The 19781-nt window shown below is 38.7% G+C and carries 17 protein-coding genes; 2 read left to right on the forward strand and 15 right to left on the reverse strand.

The features are described from left to right. Positions 1–200 precede the first annotated feature (200 nt). The 5 genes from nifJ to OC533_RS04240 all read right to left on the reverse strand — a co-directional run bounded on the left by nifJ (position 201) and on the right by OC533_RS04240 (position 9062). The gene (gene nifJ, locus OC533_RS04220) at positions 201–3851 is read right to left on the reverse strand and encodes a pyruvate:ferredoxin (flavodoxin) oxidoreductase (RefSeq protein ID WP_194323312.1); all 3651 of its coding nucleotides are present in this window, start codon (positions 3849–3851) and stop codon (positions 201–203) included. 154 nt (positions 3852–4005) lie between these two features. Beyond that, a complete protein-coding gene (locus OC533_RS04225; protein ID WP_003761183.1) occupies positions 4006–5640 on the reverse strand; it encodes a Na/Pi cotransporter family protein in 1635 nt (544 codons plus the stop codon). A gap of 196 nt (positions 5641–5836) precedes the next feature. After that, positions 5837–7117, reverse strand: a complete 1281-nt coding sequence (locus tag OC533_RS04230; RefSeq protein WP_194323311.1) for a hydroxymethylglutaryl-CoA reductase, degradative — start codon at positions 7115–7117, stop codon at positions 5837–5839. Between the two features lie 41 nt (positions 7118–7158). Continuing rightward, positions 7159–8127, reverse strand: coding sequence for a winged helix DNA-binding domain-containing protein (locus tag OC533_RS04235; RefSeq protein ID WP_194323310.1), 969 nt, complete (start codon positions 8125–8127; stop codon positions 7159–7161). 110 nt (positions 8128–8237) lie between these two features. Further along, positions 8238–9062 carry an aldo/keto reductase gene (locus tag OC533_RS04240; protein WP_070753436.1) on the reverse strand — a complete coding sequence of 275 codons (825 nt, stop codon included), beginning with the start codon at positions 9060–9062 and terminating at the stop codon, positions 8238–8240. Between the two features lie 120 nt (positions 9063–9182). Here OC533_RS04240 and OC533_RS04245 point away from each other — a divergent pair, with 120 nt between their 5' ends. Beyond that, complete coding sequence (locus OC533_RS04245; protein ID WP_003761175.1) at positions 9183–9572, forward strand: MerR family transcriptional regulator; 390 nt, start codon at positions 9183–9185, stop codon at positions 9570–9572. Positions 9573–9588: 16 nt separating this feature from the next. On the opposite strand, the gene OC533_RS04250 is transcribed toward OC533_RS04245, so the two are convergent. From OC533_RS04250 to OC533_RS04265, 4 genes are all read right to left on the reverse strand, one after another. Next, positions 9589–10251, reverse strand: coding sequence for an EGFR-like transmembrane domain-containing protein (locus tag OC533_RS04250; RefSeq protein ID WP_194323308.1), 663 nt, complete (start codon positions 10249–10251; stop codon positions 9589–9591). A gap of 16 nt (positions 10252–10267) precedes the next feature. Beyond that, the gene (locus OC533_RS04255; protein WP_070753438.1) at positions 10268–10825 is read right to left on the reverse strand and encodes a GNAT family N-acetyltransferase; all 558 of its coding nucleotides are present in this window, start codon (positions 10823–10825) and stop codon (positions 10268–10270) included. A gap of 111 nt (positions 10826–10936) precedes the next feature. Beyond that, positions 10937–11785 carry a hypothetical protein gene (locus OC533_RS04260; protein ID WP_003761169.1) on the reverse strand — a complete coding sequence of 283 codons (849 nt, stop codon included), beginning with the start codon at positions 11783–11785 and terminating at the stop codon, positions 10937–10939. 14 nt (positions 11786–11799) lie between these two features. Further along, positions 11800–14430 (reverse strand): cation-translocating P-type ATPase, encoded by a 2631-nt coding sequence (locus OC533_RS04265; RefSeq protein WP_194323307.1) that lies wholly within the window; start codon positions 14428–14430, stop codon positions 11800–11802. Positions 14431–14655: 225 nt separating this feature from the next. On the opposite strand from OC533_RS04265, the gene OC533_RS04270 reads away from it, so the two are divergent. Further along, on the forward strand, positions 14656–15069 hold the full coding sequence (locus OC533_RS04270) for a VOC family protein (RefSeq protein WP_003771016.1): 414 nt from the start codon (positions 14656–14658) through the stop codon (positions 15067–15069). Positions 15070–15092: 23 nt separating this feature from the next. Here OC533_RS04270 and OC533_RS04275 read toward each other — a convergent pair whose 3' ends face one another. The 6 genes from OC533_RS04275 to OC533_RS04300 form a co-directional block, all read right to left on the reverse strand. After that, on the reverse strand, positions 15093–15599 hold the full coding sequence (locus OC533_RS04275) for a GNAT family N-acetyltransferase (protein ID WP_003761162.1): 507 nt from the start codon (positions 15597–15599) through the stop codon (positions 15093–15095). 15 nt (positions 15600–15614) lie between these two features. After that, complete coding sequence (locus OC533_RS04280; RefSeq protein WP_194323306.1) at positions 15615–16067, reverse strand: MarR family winged helix-turn-helix transcriptional regulator; 453 nt, start codon at positions 16065–16067, stop codon at positions 15615–15617. Between the two features lie 221 nt (positions 16068–16288). After that, on the reverse strand, positions 16289–17218 hold the full coding sequence (locus OC533_RS04285) for a nitronate monooxygenase (protein WP_070038016.1): 930 nt from the start codon (positions 17216–17218) through the stop codon (positions 16289–16291). A gap of 84 nt (positions 17219–17302) precedes the next feature. After that, positions 17303–18175 carry an ROK family protein gene (locus tag OC533_RS04290; protein ID WP_003761157.1) on the reverse strand — a complete coding sequence of 291 codons (873 nt, stop codon included), beginning with the start codon at positions 18173–18175 and terminating at the stop codon, positions 17303–17305. 137 nt (positions 18176–18312) lie between these two features. Beyond that, on the reverse strand, positions 18313–18855 hold the full coding sequence (locus OC533_RS04295; RefSeq protein ID WP_010990620.1) for an HD domain-containing protein: 543 nt from the start codon (positions 18853–18855) through the stop codon (positions 18313–18315). Between the two features lie 67 nt (positions 18856–18922). Next, the gene (locus OC533_RS04300; protein WP_003765986.1) at positions 18923–19624 is read right to left on the reverse strand and encodes a carbonic anhydrase; all 702 of its coding nucleotides are present in this window, start codon (positions 19622–19624) and stop codon (positions 18923–18925) included. Between the last annotated feature and the right edge of the window lie 157 nt (positions 19625–19781).

Raw genomic sequence — 19781 nt, forward strand, 5'->3', positions numbered from 1 at the left:
TGGGCTGCAACAAATAGAGCGTTATTAACTATTTCTGTTCTATTTTTACTAGTGCACGTTTTAGTAAAAAAAGTTATATTAAAATAGTAGTTATTTCTTTATAACATTCATAAAAGAATATCTATTCATTCCCACTTAGCTTCTGATTCCCACAGATCAAAAGCAAAGAAAGAAGACCCAGTAATCACTGGGTCTTCTTTTTATTTTTCTTGTTCGCGGGCTAACCTTCTAGCCTCTCTAGCTGCTTTTCTTGCTGCTCGGTCATCATCTACTGGTTTTTTGGTTACTTCTTCAGATGCTTCTTTTTTCTTCAATATTTTTTCTAAATCAAGACCTGCCATTGTTGCATAGCGTTTGAAGCGTTTCTCAGCATCTAAGCGCGTTTTTTCGGACAGTTTAGCAGCTACTTCTGGATTTGCTTTATATAATGCAGAATAACGTGTTTCGCGTTTTAAGAAGTCTTCAAATTGATCAAAATCTACTTTTTTATAATCCATAACCATCGGATTTTTACCTTTTTCTTCTAGTAAAGGATTATAACGATATAGGCTCCAGTATCCGCATTCAACTGCTTTTTGGGTTTCGCTAAGCATCGTCTTCATTCCGCGAGAAATCCCGTGGTTAATACATGGCGTATAAGCGATAATTAACGACGGTCCAGGATAAGCCTCCGCTTCCTCGATAGCTTTCAAGGTTTGGCGTTTACTTGCACCCATCGCAATTTGAGCAACATAAATATTACCGTAACTCATGGCCATGATTCCAAGATCCTTTTTACCGACCGATTTCCCACCAGAAGCAAATTTAGCTATTGCAGCAGTTGGGGTTGCTTTGGATGATTGACCACCTGTGTTGGAATATACTTCATTATCCATTACAAAAATATTCACATCTTCTCCTGATGCTAAAACATGGTCAATTCCGCCAAATCCGATGTCATAAGCCCAACCATCGCCGCCTATCATCCACTGCGACCGTTTAATAAATAATTCTCTATCACGGTAAATGGATTCAAGCAAGGCATTTCCTTTCATTTCATTTAAAAGGGCAAGTTGCAAAGCTTCTGCTCGGTCACGTGTGTCTTCTGAAACGTCCATTTGATTTTGCCAATCTGAAAGAGCCTCACGTAAGCCTTCTGATAATGTTTCATCCGCCAGTGCTTGAGTGACTTTATTATTTAAAGCTTTTCGCATCGTTTGGTTCGCTAAATACATACCGTAACCGTATTCTGCATTATCTTCTAATAATGAATTTCCCCAAGCCGGGCCGTGTCCTTGATCATTCACAGTATACGGGGTCGCTGGTGCAGATGCGCCCCAAATTGAGGAACAGCCAGTCGCATTGGCAATCATCATTCGGTCGCCAAACATTTGCGTTAATAATTTAACATAAGGGGTTTCACCACAACCTGCGCAAGCTCCTGAGAACTCAAGTAACGGTTGTTCAAATTGACTGCCGGGAACAGTATTTTTCTTACCAGGATTTTTCTTTGGCTTCACATTAATCGCAAAGGACCAATTCGGATTTTCTTTTGCGGCAACTTCTTCAAAAGGTTTCATTACGAGCGCTTTATCTTTCGCCGGACATGTTTCCGCACATAAGTTACAGCCAGTACAATCCATTGGTGAAACTTGAATACGATAACGAAGTCCATCTTTTCCGCGCATTTCTCGTGTCATAAAGCCTTCTGGTGCAGATTCCATTTCCTCTTCGTTTGTTAAAATTGGGCGGATTGCTGCATGCGGACAAACAAAGGCACATTCATTACACATCGTACAGTTTTCAGAAATCCATTCGGGAACTTCAAGTGCAATACCACGTTTTTCGTAAGCTGCTGTCCCTGGAGGATATGCGCCGCTCACCATTCCGTTAGAAATTAAATCGCCAACAGTCAAGTTGTCGCCTTCTAAACGGTTCACAGGTTCCAGAATATTTTTAACGTACGCTGGTTTTTCGGTGGAGGTACTTGTTTCTGTTGTTAAAACTGGATTTGCCCAGCTTTCCGGCACTTCTACTTTATGCAAGTTAGCAACTGTTTGGTTCATCGCGAGAATATTTTTCTCCGCAACTGCCATATCTTTTTTCCCATAAGTAGCGATAGCCGATGCTTTTAAGTCAGCCAGTGCTTTTTCAAACGGTAAAATATCGGTCACTCGGAAAAAGGCTGTTTGCATAACCGTATTAATTCTTCTACCAAGTCCGGCTTCACCAGCAATTCTCATCGCATTTAATGTATAAAATTGAATATTATTTTTCGCAATATATTCGCGCATGGCGGCTGGTAAATGACGTTCTAACTGCTCGCCTTCCCAAATCGTATTGAGTAAGAATGTTCCGCCTGGTTTTAAGCCTTTTAATAAATCATAGGAGCGTAAATAGGCCGAGGTGGAGCATGAAACAAAATCAGCTTGTTGAATTAAATAGGCAGAACGAATGCGGTTTTCACCAAAACGCAAATGCGAAACGGTTAGCCCGCCCGATTTTTTCGAATCATAGGAGAAATAGCCTTGCGCATATAAATCGGTATTATCCCCAATGATTTTAATCGCGGCTTTATTCGCGCCAACTGTGCCGTCCGAGCCGAAGCCCCAGAATTTACATTGGAATGTTTTTGCTGAAGTCAGATCACTTGGTCCAGTATTTTCAATAGAAAGATTCGTAATGTCGTCTGTAATTCCAATCGTAAAGCGCGGTTTTGGTTTTTCGGTCGTTAGGTGCGAATAAACACCAAGAATCTGGTCTGGTGTAACATCTTTTGAACCTAAGCCATATCTACCGCCAATAACGAGCGGACGCGTTTCACTATCATAAAGCACACTTTGTACATCGAGCAAAAGTGGCTCTCCGCCTGATCCTGGTTCTTTTGTCCGGTCTAAAACAGCCACACGTTCCACTGTTTTCGGTAGTTTTGCTAAGAAAGTTTCTGCTGGGAAAGGACGGTATAAACGAATATTTAATAGCCCTACTTTTTTGCCTTGGGTAGTTAAATAATCAATCACTTGTTCGATGACAGGTGTTACAGAGCCCATCGCCACAATAACGTCTGTTGCATCTTCCGCTCCGTAGTAATTTACCAAGTCATAGTCTGTGCCACGAAGCTGATTAATTTCTTGCATGTAGTTTTGAACGATACTAGGAATTTCCTCGTAATAACGATTCACCGTTTCTCTTTGTTGGAAAAAGATGTCTGGATTTTGGTTGGAACCTAGTGTTTTAGGATTATTTGGCGTCATTGCGCGATTTCTGAATTGTTGTAAGGCCTCTTTATCAAGTAAATTTTCTAATTCGTCATATTCGAGCACTTCGACTTTTTGTAATTCATGGCTCGTCCGGAAGCCGTCAAAGAAATTTAAAAATGGTAAACTCCCTTTTAACGAGGCTAGATGGGCAACGGCAGATAAGTCCATTACTTCTTGCACGGAACCTTCTGCAAGCATCGCAAATCCAGTTTGGCGCGCTGCCATCACATCACTATGATCGCCAAAAATATTAAGTGAGGCTGCAGAAATTGTTCTTGCAGAAACATGGAAAACAGTTGGTAATAGTTCGCCGGCAATTTTGTACATATTCGGAATCATTAAAAGTAAACCTTGACTCGCTGTATATGTGCTCGCTAAGGCTCCTGCTTGAAGTGAGCCGTGAACTGTTCCTGCTGCGCCTGCTTCTGATTGCATTTCTACTACTTTTACGGGTTCATTGAATAAATTTTTCTTGTTTTTTGAAGACCATTCATCCACAAGTTCAGCCATGGTGGAGGAAGGGGTAATCGGATAGATTGCTGCAACTTCTGTAAATGCGTAAGAAATATAAGCTGCGGCGGTATTTCCATCCATCGTTTTTCTATTTCGCATAAGACTCAACACTTCCAGTCATTCTAGTTTTATAATCATTCTTATTCTACACCACTATTCGCTTATACTCAATGCTTCACAAGGACTAGAAAAAGTGTAGATTTTTAACAAAAAAAAGAAACTAGCTAAAACGATAGCTAATTTCTTTTGATTATTATTCGTTTAATTCTAAAACAGACTCTGCAATGTTATTTGCATGGTCACCAATTCGTTCTAAATCACTTACAATATCGATGTATAAAATTCCGCTAACGACTTGGCATTTGCCTTCATTTAAGCGACGGATGTGGCTTTTACGTAATCTACGTTCAGCTTTATCAATATCTTTTTCAACCAAAATAGTTTCTTCAGCAAGTGCTCGGTCTTTTTTATGCATTGCTTTTACTGCTCGTTCGAAATTGGATGTTGTCAGTTCAAACATTTCGATTAACTGCGTGGAAGCTTCTTCGGACATTTTCGCTTTGTTTTTAATCAGTTGGTCGATATTTTCTACGATGTTCTCCATGTGATCGCCAACCCGTTCAATATCACGAACGGTATCAAGCATCAGCGCATGTTCTTCTGTTTCATTGTTTGTTAAAGCAACCGAAGAAATTTTAGTTAAGTATTCGGTGATTTTTCGGTCTAAATTATTTACTGCTTCTTCGACTTGAACAGTTGACTCGGCATGTTTTGGCTCCTGATTAACGAGATATTCTTTTGCTTCTTGTAAGCCTAATTTGGCATAATCTGCCATGCGAAGTGTTTCCTCGCGCGCCATTTCAAGTGCAATCCCTGGTGACTGATCGATTAAGTTTGTATCTAGATGTTTCACTTTATAATCAATGCGCGAATCGTCTCCTGGTATGAGTTTTGTTACTAGCCAAGCAAAGGCCCCAATAAACCAGAATTGAATAAATGTATTTGTCACATTAAACGTTCCGTGAGCAACCGCAATGGTCATTTCTGGATTTAGTCCAAATAAACCTTGCATATAAGCTACGAGCGATGTGAAAAGTGGTAAAATCAACATGAATATAATTGCGCCTAATAAGTTGAAAATAACATGAGTTGCTGCAGCACGTTTAGCAGCAACACTAGCTCCGATAGCAGCAAGAACCGCTGTGATCGTTGTACCAATATTATCTCCAAATAAAACTGGTAATGCAGCTTGAAGATCAATTGCACCTTGTCCATATAGCTCTTGTAATATCCCGATAGTCGCACTTGAAGACTGCACTACCGCGGTAAAGATCGTTCCGATTAACAAACCTAAGAATGGATTCGTACTCATTTGCGCAGTTAACTCATGAAAAGCTTCCATGCTAGCAAGAGGCTTCATCCCTTGTCCCATCAAATCCAGCCCATAAAATAACGCACCAAATCCAAAGAATACTTGTCCAATATTTTTTACTTTATGATTTTTAAAGAAGAATAAAAGTACTGCTCCTACAGCAATTATTGGTAAAGAATACTCGGATAACTTAATACCAATAATAAAGGCGGTCACGGTTGTTCCAATGTTCGCCCCCATGATAACACCAATTGCTTGTTTTAAGGTCATAAACCCGGCACTTACTAACCCGACCGTCAAAACAGTTGTACCTGAGCTACTTTGAATTAATACAGTAACTAAAATTCCGGCAAGTACACCCATAAAAGGATTCGTTGTATACTTATCTAAAATATCACGGAGTCTGTCGCCGGCTGCCATTTGCAGTCCGTCTCCCATATATTTTATACCGAAAAGAAAAATTCCAAGTCCTCCAATAAATTGAAAAATCATCTGCTGAATATTTATGTCTCCCATGAAAATCTCCTTTTTGTTTGTAATCTTGTAATTTCACTCTTTTTTCATCATAAAAGAAAGTAAAAGCGAGGTAAATAGATTTTTTTCATTTTGTAAAGGAAGTTCTATTAAAAAGAATGTGAAACGTTGAAAATAAAGGCTTTAACGCGTTCCGAATGTATTGTTAAGTTTTTGTAAAGGTCGTTTACATAGACTTTTATTTTTCAGATCGTAAAGTAGCGATATACGCTTTTGCTGCCATGACATTCATTTGTTTGCTTTCTTGTAAAAACTTGGCTACTTTTTCGATTTCATTTGCTTCTGCTCCCGCTGTCATTGCCAGCGATTTTGCTTGTAATGACATATGTCCACGCTGGATGCCTTCCGTAACGAGTGCCTTTAAAGCAGCTAAATTTTGCGTTAAGCCAACTGCGCATACTAACATAGCTAGTTCTTTCGCCGATTCTACTCGTGCAATTTTTTTCGAAAGGCTGGCGATTGGATGAATCCCGATAGAACCTCCTACAAAGGCTACTGGCATTGGTAAAGTTAATTCGCCAACCAAATATCCATCTCGATCTTTGGACCACTTAGACATGGGCTTATAGCTTCCTGTACGGGCAGCATAGGCATGACTTGCGGCTTCTACAGCTCGCCAATCATTTCCAAAAGCCATAATAACTGCATCGATACCATTCATAATTCCTTTATTGTGGGTGGCCGCTCGGTAAATATCAGCATCTGCAAATTCATAAGCGGCAATAATTCGATCACGTACCCACTCACCACTTTGCGTTTTTGTCGCTAAACTTAGAGGGGAAAGTCGACAAGTCACCGTTGCGGTTGCTTCATCTACTAAATTGGATAAAATTCGCATATTTGCCGTTCCACCCGTTAAAAGTTCTAATTCGGGCGCTAACGTTTCTACCATCGTATTTACCATATTGGCTCCCATTGCTTCTTGGGTATCAACAAGTAAATGAACGATAAATAAAGTTTCTTCGCTCGCAGTTTTGGCGGTACGTACCTGTAAATCCACAGCCCCGCCGCCTCTTTTTTGTAAAGATGGATGGGCGTCATTAGCAACTGCAATAAGTTTTTCTCGGTTAGCCACAACTTTTTCTTCCGCAGATTGGACATCTGGCACGTTAATTAATTCAATTTGACCGATCATTTTTCGGTCAGTCGCAGTGCCTTTCATGCCACCGTTTTGCGCGATTAATTTCGCTCCTGAGCTTTGAGCAGCAACGACAGAAGGCTCCTCCATTACCATTGGAACAATATAATTCTTTTCATTTAATAGCATATTCATTCCTAGCCCGAGTGGAAGCGAGTATATGCCAACCGTATTTTCAATCATGTGGTTCGCTTTATCAAGAGAAAGAGCCCCTGTGGAAGCTAAAAAGGCTTGTTCTTCTTCATTTAAATCAGCATATTCGGCTAAAACCGCACGACGTTCTTCTAAAGTTTTTTTATAAAATTTATCAAAAGCTTTCATTGCTTTAATCACCTCAAATTAAATTTTCTGCACTTACTTGACTATAGCATATTCCGAAACTGGATGTAACGGTTCCAGTAATCCCCAGTCAGTTCCGCTTTTTTCTTAGGTTTTTCCCATTTATCCACGACTTGGCCGGCTGAAATAATCGCTGGTCTAAAAATCCCATTCTTCGTTATAATTGCTTCACGCCACTCTTCTGGTAAAACGATGGAGCGGTCAATGTATCCGATAATCCACTCGTCAAAACCTGCTAGCGGAACCGTGTGTACTGGACTACTTTTTTCAATTGTACTGGATAAATAAAAGTCGCCTTCTTTAGTGAAATCTTCTAAAGCTATTTTTGCATCGGTAACGGTTAATCCAGACCAAAAGCAAAAGTCTTTTAACGTAGCTGGCGCGTGGCTTTGTATGTAGCGCTTTGCCAATTCTTTCAACGCTTCTTCTCGGGTATAAGTGTACTCAGGAGCTGGAATATGAATTGTGTTTCGAAAGGTTTCATCCGCGCCAGAGCAAATAATTTTCCGCGAGCTTAAGTAGACCAATAACTGCGCAAACGGAATGCCGCTGCTAGGTAAATCATGTTTCGCTAAGTTCAGAGCTAAGTCTTTTCGCGTTATCGCATTCTCTTCTACAAGTGTTTTTACAACCTCTGTAGATTTACTTAGAATGTCTTCTGTTAAACCTAATTTAGTTCGATATGGCTTACAAATTTTATCTATCCTCGGGGCAATTAAATCCATCAACCAGTGATAATCTCGCGCCGAAAAAAGATGAATTGTTCCTCGCAAAAGCCACGTTCGGATAATTTCACCTTCATCAATTGCTTGTTTTACAGTTTGCTCATTTGGAGTAATTAATCTACTTCCAACTGCCCAAAGTGATTGACCATAATTTTGAGACTGCATCGCGCCAAAATGAAACACTACTTCTTCCGGGGACAGAAGCCATGTAGTCTCAGCTAGTCTTTGGTTTATGAACCGCTTTTGAATAATCGTTTTTCGCTCCATAGTAACCTCTTTTTTTAGTTTATTGTAGCATAAAAACATAGCAAAAATCCCTCCCGCTATGAAAAGTCGGAAGGGATTTTATTTTAATTAGCAGTTTCTTTGTTTTTCTTTTAGAAATCGAAATTATCTGGGTCTGGGCCAGTTCTTTCATCTTTATTCAATCCGCTGATTTTTGCAACTTCTTCATCACTTAATTCGAAGTCGAAAATATCGGCATTTTGGATAATACGTTCTTGGTGAACTGATTTTGGAATAGTAACTACGCCAATTTGTAAGTCCCAGCGAAGAATAACTTGTGCAACTGATTTACCATGTGCATCAGCAATTGCTTTAATTTCTGGGTTAGCAAGAAGTTTACCGTTACCAAGTGGAGACCAAGCTTCTACTACAATGTTGTTTTCAGCACAGAATTTACGTAATGGTTCTTGTGTTAATTGCGGATGTAATTCAATTTGGTTAACCATTGGAGCGATTTCCGCATCTTCCATTAATTCTTTTAGGTGATGTTCGTGGAAGTTACATACGCCAATTGCGCGAACGCGTTTATCTTTATATAATTTTTCAAAAGCGCGCCAAGTATCTTTGAATTTTCCTTCGACTGGCCAGTGAATTAAATAAAGGTCTACATAATCAAGTTCTAGTTTACGTAAGCTTTCATCAAACGCAGCAAGAGTAGATTCATATCCTTGCTCTGCATTCCAAAGTTTGGTTGTTACGAATAAGTCTTCTCTTTTAACGCCAGACTCTTTAATCGCTTGACCAACGCCTTCTTCATTTTTGTAAGCAGCAGCTGTATCAATGCTAATGTAACCAGCTTCGATTGCCCATTTAACAGAATTTACTGCTTCGTCGCCGTCTTGTACTTTCCATACGCCAAATCCTAAACGTGGCATTTCTACACCATTTGCAAGTTTTACTGTATCTTTTAAGTTCAATTTATCCGCCTCCTAAAAGTATTAACACGTTTACTATACACCTTAGAGTATACTCAAAGGCAAACATTTGGCTTTTCGATTTTTAAGGTGCTATTATTAAGAAAAAAAGAGGTGATTTTAGTGCAACAAACAATTAAAGAAGCTTCTGAGCACACGGGTTTAAGCGCCCATACGATTCGCTATTATGAACGAGAAGGGTTAATTCCATTTCTAGCACGTGATAAAAATAATAACCGGATTTTCGATAATGATGCCCTGCACTGGCTTGAATTACTAACTTGTTTACGTGTCACTGGAATGCCACTTGCGAAACAGAAAGAAATTGTTGAATTAACTAAATGTGGCGACGAAACAGTATCAGAACGAATTGCTGTACTTAAAGAACATCAACAAGATATGTATCGCCGGCAAGCCGAACTGGACCGCGCATTTAAAAAAATCGAGAAAAAACTAGCTTGCTATGAAGAATTAGAAAAAGACGTAAAGAAAAGTGTGAATCAGCTTAGCTAACTGATTCACACTTTTTTTATTGTAATCTTTTCTTTTTGCGATGTTTTCTAATAAGGTAAACTAATAAACTAATAATCGCTACGAGTAGAATTCCACCAACAATCGCAATATTTTTCACGTTTGGCACAGTGACTTCAAAATACATTTCGGATTTTTGATCAAGTGGAACGTCCCAAGTTAGCTTTCCGCCATCGACGCTCTTAGCATTATTATCACCAATTGACGACACTGGTAAATCTAAAATAAAAGTATAGTCGATTTGACTTAATATTTCTTTAGGAAACGGGACATCTGCTACTTCTTTTTTCCAGATTTTCTCGATGTCAATATTTGCATCCACTTTGATTTTTTGTGTGAAGAAACTTTTCGTATTAGTAATTTTCACGCCAAAATCTTCTGGCTTCATATCGCTTTTCGTCGTTTCGTCCTTCGCTAATTTCTTTTCGATATGATAACTTGTATTTGATTTCTTATCAACAGTAAAGCCAGCTTCTTTTAGTTTAGCTTCCACTTGATTTGAATAACTTGATGCGAAAATTCCTGCTACAGATGAAATATCGATGTCAAAGGAAATCATTGCCTCACCTTTTTTGTCGACTTTCACCGTATTCGTTACATTGGCGCATCCTGCGAGAACTAAAACTAAACTAAGTAACAGCGTGAAAATAATTTTTTTCATTGGTTTGCCTCATTTCTTATTTTTGCATATGTTCATAGTCGTGGCCGCTCAGTTTAATTTCCCCAGTCACATGAAATCCTAAGCGTTCATACAGGCGTTTCGCATGTGGATTTCCTTTATCACAATTTAAACCGACTACTTTTTCACCATCGTTTGCAGCAATTTCTGTTAATTTAGCAAGTAAAGCTGTTCCAACGCCGTGACCGCGGTATTTTTCATTTGTTACTATTGAATCTAAATACCATTCACCTGGAAATGTTTCTTTATCCACAAAAATCGGCGCATTGTAAGTAATTCCGTGTTTTTTCGCAATCTCGTTCCACGCATGGTCGATTTCCGGTTCCATTTTCCCAGGATAGCCAGCTAAAACTCCGGCAATATCTCCATCTTTTTCAAATACATGAAGATGTCTGTAGCTATAACGGTAATCCTCGGTTTGAATCGCTTCAATTAATGCATTTGTAATTGCTTCTTCCGTTTCTACTTCTAAAATTGGTAACTCCATATCTTTCCATATTACGAGTAAAAGTGGCGCAATTTTTGGCGCGTCTGATTTTTTAGCTTGTCGAATCAATTTTTACATCCTCTTTTCTAATTTCATTGTATCATTTTACTATTCTACCAATCTCACTTGCAAAAATAAAATGCTATTTAGGATCAATTTCCTCCAAATAGCATTTTATTCTTATTGCTGTGCTACTTTTTGTAAGAAATCGAGTGCTTTACTAGTTAAATCTGTATCTTCCATAATTTTTGGTTCTTCGTGCGTTAACCACTTAGTTAATTTTTTCGCCTCTTCATCCGTTAATTTTTCTAGCTTTTTCAAACTATGCGCGATTGGTAAAACGGAGCGAATATAAGCTTTTAATGCTACCAATCCTAGGTTTTCTGTTAAAATCCCTTGGCGTAGCAATAGTCTAGCTTTAACCTCAAGTTCCGCGTCCAAACTCACATCATAGCCCAAATGTTGTTGTTCCGTATCATGATTATCTAAAAAATGAACTTCGATGGCAATTTGCTCGACTTCATAAATTCTAAGACGAATGCGCATATCTGACTCAAAAACTAATTTCACCCGAAACTGAGCTCCGAGTTCTGTGTTCATCTCGGCTACCTCACCTAACAACCATGCATGGAAAGATAATAGTTTTTGGCGTACTTTATTATTTTTAATATGTTCTAATACATATGGGAGCACGATTTTATTAGCTTCATCTGTCCAATATGTCGGTAAATCCCGCCAATATTTTTCTGTATCCGCGCTCGTTCCATTGACTAAAAGAAGCGGATACGGATAGGCACTCATATCACAAAATTGATTTTTTTGAAGTTCGTATAAAAATGGAATCGTTTTTTTCACTGTTTTACTTTCGATTCCTAATTTTTCTACAAGTGGTGCAATAACGATAGCAATTTCCTCAATAACTTCTTCGGCACGTAACTGCGCTTCTTCGTTTCCTTCATAACGTGCCCCGATGTCTTTTCCAAAGTTACGTTCAAGAGATGCTGCTACTAATTTTTGAGTTTCATTCATTTAGTTGTCCTCCTTTAAGCTTTTGCTCTTTTACGCTGAATTAGCTTTTGGATTTCAACGAATAGAAGTGGGAACATCGACAGGATAAATGCAAGAATCCAGTGCGTTAAGCTCATCTCAACTAAGAAGAACATGTTAGCAAGTGGTGGAATAATCGCAAGCCCTAGAATAATCAGCATCGAACAAATCGCACTAAAGAACAAGCCACGGTTTGATAAAAATCCGATAGTGAAAATCGATTTATCGCTTCTTACGTTGAAAATGTGCGCGACAGATGACCATGCTAAAATAACGAACGCCATTGTCATTCCAACTTCATAGCTTGCACCAATCGAATTATTAATCGTTACAAACTGCCCGATATAAAACCCAGCTAGCGTTACAATAGTGAAAACAACCGCTTGTGTCGCCATTTTTTTCCCAAGTCCATTCGCAAAAATTCCAGCGTTTTTCGGTATTGGCTTACGTTCCATAATCGAATCGTCTGCTTTTTCACGACTAAGGAAGAATCCTGGAATCCCGTCAGACACAACGTTGATTAGTAGCAACTGAACAGCTACAACCGGTGCGCCCCAGCCAAGAATAATCGCAATTAACATAATGAAAATTTGAGAAAAGTTTGTACTTAGTAAAAAGTAAATCGTTTTGCGGATATTCTCATAGGCTGTACGCCCCTCTTTGACTGCATCTACAATCGTTGCAAAATTATCGTCTGTTATAACCATATCAGCAGCGTTTTTAGATACATCTGTTCCGGTGATTCCCATTGCTGCTCCCACATCTGCTGCTTTGAGGGCTGGCGCATCATTTACGCCATCACCTGTCATTGTTACAATCTCACCATTTTTCTGCCAAGCTTTGACAATCCGAATCTTGTCTTCTGGGCTAACTCGAGCGTATACTGCATAATCTCGAATATTTTTCTCCAGATCTGCTTCTGACATTTCTGCTAGTTCTGCTCCAGTAATCGCTTTGTCCCCATCCGTTAAAATACCAATTTCTTTTGCAATTGCTGATGCCGTTACAATATGGTCACCAGTAATCATTACAGTCTTAATACCCGCTTTTTTCGCCGCTAACACAGCTGCTTTACTTTCTGGTCTTGGTGGATCAATCATCCCAACCATTCCCGCGAACGTTAAGTCCGTCTCAAGCGCCTCACTAGACAAGTCAGTCGGCATTTCCTGATATTTTTTATAGGCAACAACTAACACCCGTAATGCCTCTTCTGCAAAACTGTCATGCACTTGCTCTGCCTCTTTTAAAAACTCTGCTGAAAAGTTTACCGGGATGCGGTCAAAAGCACCTTTTGTAATAGAAAGGAATCCGTCTTCTACTTGGTGAATCGTCGTCATTAACTTTCTATCTGAGTCAAAAGGAAGTTCAAACATACGTGGATATTTGGCTTCTAATGCTTTTTTGGTCGTACCTTTTTCTTCCAGTAAACGGATAATCGCACTTTCGGTTGGGTCACCAATGATGGTTTCTTCGCCGTCTGTAACATCAATCGTCGCGTTACTGGAAAGACTCAACATTTCTAATACTTTTTGTTCTGCATTATCAAATTCAGCTGTTGCTTTTATCGGTGTATGGTCTGCTGCCCAAATTTGTTGGATAATCATTTTATTTTGCGTTAATGTTCCTGTTTTATCAGAACAAATAACAGACGTATTTCCGATTGTTTCAACTGCTGGAATTCGGCGGATAATCGTATTTTTCCGCACCATATTTTGAACGCCGTAAGCAAGTGTTAATGTCACAATAACCGGCAACGTCTCAGGAACCGCTGCTACAGCTAGAGAAATCGCGATCATCAATGTTTCAATAATCGTTTCCCCATACACATATACATCAATTATAAAAATTAAAATACCTGCTAAAAGTGCTACAATACTAAGTCGTTTAGCTAATTCTTTTAAGCGAAGTTGTAAAGGCGTCATCAGTTTTGAGGTGCTGTTTAGAAGTCCAGCAATTTTCCCCATCTCTGTTTCCATCCCAATTTCCACAACAACTGCTGTTGCACGACCATTTGTTACAAGACAGCCTGAGTAAAGCATATTCAGACGGTCGCCAATTGGTGCTTTTTCTGAAACAACCGCATTTGCGTCTTTTTCAACTGGAACACTTTCGCCAGTTAACGCAGATTCCTCGACTTGCAAACTGCTGCTTGAAATAATCCGCGCATCAGCTGGAATCATGTCACCCGCTACGATTTCAATAATGTCACCAGGCACTAATTCGATAGCATCTACCTGCATCCGCACGCCATCACGAACAACTGTCGTTAAATGAGCGTTCATACTTTGAAGTGCCGCGAGTGCTTTTTCAGCACTGTTTTCCTGATAAATCCCCAGCACCATATTTAAAACAACGATTCCTAAAATAACAACAACCTTCGCCCAACCATATCCGGTTGTAATTGCTAAATATGCAGAAATTGCTGCTGCAAAAAGCAAGACAATCGTCGTAATCTCAATCAAATGATGACCGATTTTTTGAAGTAGTGATTCTTTCTTCCCTTCTTCAAATTCATTCGTCCCAAACTCTGCATGTTTTTGTTTCACTTGTTCTTTCGTTAACCCTGTGTCTAAATTTGTGTGTAGTTTGCTAAGAAGTTGCTCGACTGACTCTTTTACCCAAAGCATACATCTACCTCCTACGCACCTACTACTAAAAGCAAGTACTTACTTTATTTTGTTGCAAAAAAATATTTATTTAAATATATCTGCTTTCTTATTGTAATTGTATAATATATCACGTTTTATTGCAAGTATTTCGTTTTTCTTTACAAATATCCTTTTCTCTCAAACATGACTTCAAAGTGGTTTAGGCTTATACTTAAGCTAATTAATTGTATAGGAGATGATGAGATGTCTTTTGCAGTACCATACCTAGTTTTTAACGGCGAAGGTCAGGATGCGTTAACATTTTATGCAGATGTTTTTCAAGCTGAAATTACAAGTGTACAGCGCTTTAAAGAAATGAACAATTTTGATGGTGATGCCGTTTTTGGTGAGCGATTGATGCATAGTCGTTTAGCAAAAAACGGGGAAGAATTTATTTATATTACCGATGCGCCTTATGATGGTTTTACAATTGGTAATCGGGTGACAATCCTGATTAATTTTGAAACAGAGGATGATATTAAGTACGCCTATGAAGTTTTAAGCGCTACGGGTAAAGTGGAGATGGAGTTGCAAGTGGCATTCTGGGGTTCGACTTATGCGCAGGTGACGGACCGGTTTGGGGTGTTTTGGCAGCTTAATTTTGATAAAAAAAGTTGAGCTTAGTATGCGCTCAACTTTTTTTATAAATCTTTTATCATAATAATATCAGTTTGACAATCATCGCCCATGAAAAAATCATGTTGTCCATTTTTAATAAAACCCAGCTTTGCATAAAATTGAATAGCGTTCTTATTCTTCTCCCAAACACCTAACCATATTTTTTCTGCATCAACTTCTTTCGCTATCTCTATTGCTTGATTAAATAACTCTTTACCTAATCCCTTTTTTTGGAATGACTTCAATACATAAATACGCTCTATTTCGATTGTATTCCCAGCTATTTCTTCTGTTTGAGCATCTCCTATATTTAGTTTTAAATAACCAGCAATAGCTTCTTGGTGAAAAACAAAATAAAAATAGGAATGTGGGTTTTTTAGTTCATCGCTTAATTTTTTAGCCGTAAAATTTGTTTTTAAATATGCATCCATGTTTTCCGGTTTATTTTGCGCTCTAAATGTTTCATCAAATGTCTTATAACTTACTTCTAAGAGTGCTTGGGAATCACTTATTGTACATAATTTTATCATTACTTTTCCTCCAAATTAATAACTTCTTTTATTGCCTTTTTTGACATATAACCAGTCATCTGCAATATTTTCTTTGACCTTCTTGAGCGCATCGGTGAGCATATTAATTTCAGCCTCAGTAAATCCATTTAAAGCTACTGCATTAGAGTATTCATTCTCGCGGATAATTAAGGGATATAGTTGCTGTCCTTTCTCTGTTGGGAATAATAGTTTATTTTTTTTATTATTCTTATCCTGTTTCTTTATAATCAAACCGTTTTTCTCCAAATTCTTAATAGCTCTCGAAGCAGTGGTTCGATCGATTTTTAAAATATCTACTAGTTTTTCTTGAATAATCCCTTGGTTCTCGCAAATTCTAACTAGATAAATAAATTGTCCTTTTGCTAGATTTAATTCTTTAAATTCGATATTACTTATTGAATCAAGTGCACGTGCAATAACACCTATATCTCTTAATATATCTTTCATCGCCAACCTCCTTTTATTGCATTTGCAACAATGTAACTTTACATTAGTATAACATAGAGGATGTATTGATGAAACAGAAATGAATTTTTCTACTAACTAAAAAAGCCGTATCAGCACTGAGTGAACTGGCACGGCTTTTTATGACTTACTAAAAATCCAATATTAAGGAATCTATCGAAGCTATTTTACTCAAACGCTTCAAAAGAAAGCAGTTTAAAACATTAATTTAATTCTAACCCAGCAATCACATTCTTAGCATCTGTCATCATCTCTTCAATAACATCTTTACAAGGTTTGATTTCTGTAATTAATCCCGCGATTTGACCGGCCATGACGGAGCCGTTGTCTGTGTCACCTTCTTGTACTGCTTTTCGTAAAGAGCCTAAAGTTAACTCTTCTAACGTGTCGCGATCGGCGTTTTCTTCTTCTAAACGGATGTATTCTTTGATCATTTTGTTTTTAATTGAGCGAACGGGCGCGCCTGCTTTTCGACCAGTAACCATTGTGTCGCGGTCGGAAGCTTTAATAACGGCTGCTTTGAAATCGGGGTGTACTGGGCATTCATCGGTTGCTAGGAAGCGTGTGCCGATTTGGACACCTTTTGCACCAAGGGCTAGGGCTGCGGCGATTCCACGACCATCTGCAATTCCACCTGCGCCAATGACTGGAATAGTTACAGCATCCACGATTTGAGGTAAGAGCGCCATTGTTGTTGTTTCGCCAACGTGTCCACCCGCTTCTGTTCCTTCTGCGATAACTGCATCTGCGCCCATTTTTTCCATACGTTTAGCAATCATGACAGATGGAACAACAGGAATCACGATAATTCCAGCTTCTTTCCAAATTGGCATAAACGTTTTTGGCGTTCCCGCTCCGGTTGTAACGATTCCCACTTTTTCTTCTATAATTACTTCGGTTAACTCAGCAATATTTGTCATCATTAGCATTAAATTCACACCAAATGGTTTATCTGTCAGTGCTTTTGTTTTTTGGATTTCTTCGCGTAGCATGTCGGCAGTCATTCCGCCAGAAGCGATAATTCCTAAACCTCCTGCATTAGACACAGCGGCTACAAGTGGAGCTTTGGCAATTTGGGCCATTGCACCTTGGATAATTGGATATTTAATATTTAATAAGTTCGTAATCGACATCTTTTTCCTCCTGCGTTCTTGTTTGTTTTATCACAATTTAGTATATCAAAAAACAGCCCTATAAACTAGAGCTGTTTTTCGCCATTAATTGGACTCTTCAGCATCCACAGCAAGCAAGACACAGCCAGTAATTCCAGCGTCATCTTCTAACTTTGGAGGAACGATATATTCATCTAAATCTGGTAGCTGAACATAGTTATTAACGAGTGCTTTTAATTTTTGACGGACAAGTGGGAAAAGTTGGCGTTGTTTCATGACCCCTCCACCTAACACGATTCTTTCTGGGGATAAAATAAGCGTATAATTCATTAAAGCTTGAGCAATATAATGCGCTTCTAAATTCCACACTTCTTCATTATCTGCGAGTTCTGCTGCTTTTTGACCCCATCGTTTTTCGATTGCCCCACCTGCTGCAAGCCCCTCTAAACAGTCGCTATGACTCGGGCAACTTCCTGTGAAACGGTCACGCTTATGACGGCGCACCATAATATGTCCCATTTCTGGGTGAGAGAAACCTTCTAGAATTTTACCAGAAACAACTGCACCACCACCGATTCCTGTTCCGATAGTTAAATAAATACAACTGTCTAAACCTGCCGCCGCGCCTAAGCTTACCTCTCCTAAAGCTGCTGCATTAACGTCGGTAGTAAAGCCAATTGGCACATTAAATTCTTTTTTCATTGCGCCCACAATATCATAATTACGCCACGCTAGTTTTGGCGTTTGGGTAATGTAACCATATGTAGCACTACTTTTTTGAATATCAATCGGTCCAAAAGAGCCGATTCCAATTGCTTTTAATTCATCTTGATATTGTTTAAAAAATTGAATGACTGCTTTCATTGTTTCTGCAGGTTCCGTTGTCGGATAGCTCTCGCGTTTAATAATTTTCCCTGACTTTTCTCCGATTGCTACAACAAATTTAGTTCCGCCTGCTTCAATTGCTCCATAAACCATTCAAAAAAACTTCCCTTCTCGTAAGTTTTATAACGCTTTCATTTTACAATAGTTTTCTGGAAAAAGAAACTTATTTTCTAAAAACTTATCATTTTAATTCTAAATACCTAATTTAACAGATATTTTAATGCAAAATTTTACTTCTTAAAAATCCACTTCACAAGTCGCGCGTATTCATCAAAGAAACTAGGCACGTCGGATGGATTTAACCCGTATTCCATATTATTTTTAATCCCTTCGTTATACCATTTTTGCAGTTCATAGCCCCGTTTAAAATAGCCCCAGACAGACTTGCCTTCTGAGCTTAAGGCATATTTGACGGAGGTTAAATTATCTAGTTTATCCGCCACGATTAACGCTTTTTCTTCTAGGCTGCCAGTGCGGACTTGTTCAATCGTATGGGCTTTTCGTTCTTCCCAAGATAATGTTTTATTTTCTGTATGAGAAGCTACTAAATCTGCTACTTCGTCACCAAATGTTGCGCGAATATCGGCATCAGTCATCTCCGTATCTTCAACAGCATCATGTAACAACCCCGCGACAACAACTTCTTCGCGAAAACCAGCACGGCGCAAAATTCGCGCTACGTTTAAAGGGTGCGAAAAATAAGGCTCGCCAGTAATTTTGCGAACTTGGCCACTATGCGCTTCGATCATCATCTGTCTCGCTTTTTCATACATAAAAAGAAGCCTCCACTCAGAATCTATGTCTATACTATACAAGATTCGAGCGAGGCTTTCTAGTTTTTTAATTGTAAAAAGTAATTTCACGACCATTTAAATCTTGTACTGGTCGGCTTGTATTACCAATTGCTTTTTCAAATTCAGTAAAATCTTCTTGGCCAAGCGTCTTCGCATTTTTCAACACGATCCAAGTCACGCCTTCCACGGTTGGTGGTGTCGTCCGTGAACCTTGGTATGTATAGAAAACACGTTCTTCTGGCATAAATTCATTTACATCCAAAGTAATTTCCCGTTCTGTTTCAAAATCAGCGAACACTTCTGGGAAATAGGTTGGTAAATCTTTGAATTCGACATTATTTGTATTATCAATTTCCATCCAAGCACTCATTACAAGCGTTGTGCCGTCTGGTTTTTCATGAACAAAATGCCATTCAATCGGATACATATAGCCGTCGAGTAAATGCTCAGCCGGAATATGTGCATGGAACGATACAAGTGGATAATATTCGCCGTTAAAGCGTAACCCTTGTTCTTTATCATGCGGAAAAACATGCACCGATTGTTCAATTCTTCTAATCGTATAGTCTGTTTCTTTATAGTAAAATTTCATTGTTGATGGTTTTAATTTCACAACGTCAGCTTGTTCAATATCTACTGGCGATTGTGCTTTCCCAGTATGTGCGATTTCAAAGTCAGAGCAGATATGCCCCCACATTTCTGGCCCAGTCTTTTCATCGTAACCCCATAACACTTTCTCCTTAGTCATAACCATTTCTCCTTTTCGAAAAAAATTGCGTAACATTATTTTAGCGGATAGCTGATCTATTTCACAAGTTATATGCTTAATGTTCGTGTTGTGACTTTGGTGTGAACTCGCGTGAAGATACTGGTGGCTTTATTTCCGATACATCTTTTATATAAAA

It is taken from the genome of Listeria sp. Marseille-Q6474, assembly GCF_946902005.1.
GTDB lineage: Bacteria > Bacillota > Bacilli > Lactobacillales > Listeriaceae > Listeria > Listeria innocua.

Excerpts from the sequence above, each read along its gene's own strand:
- nifJ (WP_194323312.1), bottom strand. The coding sequence starts at position 3,851 with ATGCGAAATAGAAAAACGATGGATGGAAATACCGCCGCAGCTTATATT.
- OC533_RS04225 (WP_003761183.1), bottom strand. The coding sequence starts at position 5,640 with ATGGGAGACATAAATATTCAGCAGATGATTTTTCAATTTATTGGAGGA.
- OC533_RS04230 (WP_194323311.1), bottom strand. The coding sequence starts at position 7,117 with ATGAAAGCTTTTGATAAATTTTATAAAAAAACTTTAGAAGAACGTCGT.
- OC533_RS04235 (WP_194323310.1), bottom strand. The coding sequence starts at position 8,127 with ATGGAGCGAAAAACGATTATTCAAAAGCGGTTCATAAACCAAAGACTA.
- OC533_RS04250 (WP_194323308.1), bottom strand. The coding sequence starts at position 10,251 with ATGAAAAAAATTATTTTCACGCTGTTACTTAGTTTAGTTTTAGTTCTC.
- OC533_RS04260 (WP_003761169.1), bottom strand. The coding sequence starts at position 11,785 with ATGAATGAAACTCAAAAATTAGTAGCAGCATCTCTTGAACGTAACTTT.
- OC533_RS04265 (WP_194323307.1), bottom strand. The coding sequence starts at position 14,430 with ATGCTTTGGGTAAAAGAGTCAGTCGAGCAACTTCTTAGCAAACTACAC.
- OC533_RS04270 (WP_003771016.1), top strand. The coding sequence starts at position 14,656 with ATGTCTTTTGCAGTACCATACCTAGTTTTTAACGGCGAAGGTCAGGAT.
- OC533_RS04275 (WP_003761162.1), bottom strand. The coding sequence starts at position 15,599 with ATGATAAAATTATGTACAATAAGTGATTCCCAAGCACTCTTAGAAGTA.
- OC533_RS04280 (WP_194323306.1), bottom strand. The coding sequence starts at position 16,067 with ATGAAAGATATATTAAGAGATATAGGTGTTATTGCACGTGCACTTGAT.
- OC533_RS04285 (WP_070038016.1), bottom strand. The coding sequence starts at position 17,218 with ATGTCGATTACGAACTTATTAAATATTAAATATCCAATTATCCAAGGT.
- OC533_RS04290 (WP_003761157.1), bottom strand. The coding sequence starts at position 18,175 with ATGGTTTATGGAGCAATTGAAGCAGGCGGAACTAAATTTGTTGTAGCA.
- OC533_RS04295 (WP_010990620.1), bottom strand. The coding sequence starts at position 18,855 with ATGTATGAAAAAGCGAGACAGATGATGATCGAAGCGCATAGTGGCCAA.
- OC533_RS04300 (WP_003765986.1), bottom strand. The coding sequence starts at position 19,624 with ATGACTAAGGAGAAAGTGTTATGGGGTTACGATGAAAAGACTGGGCCA.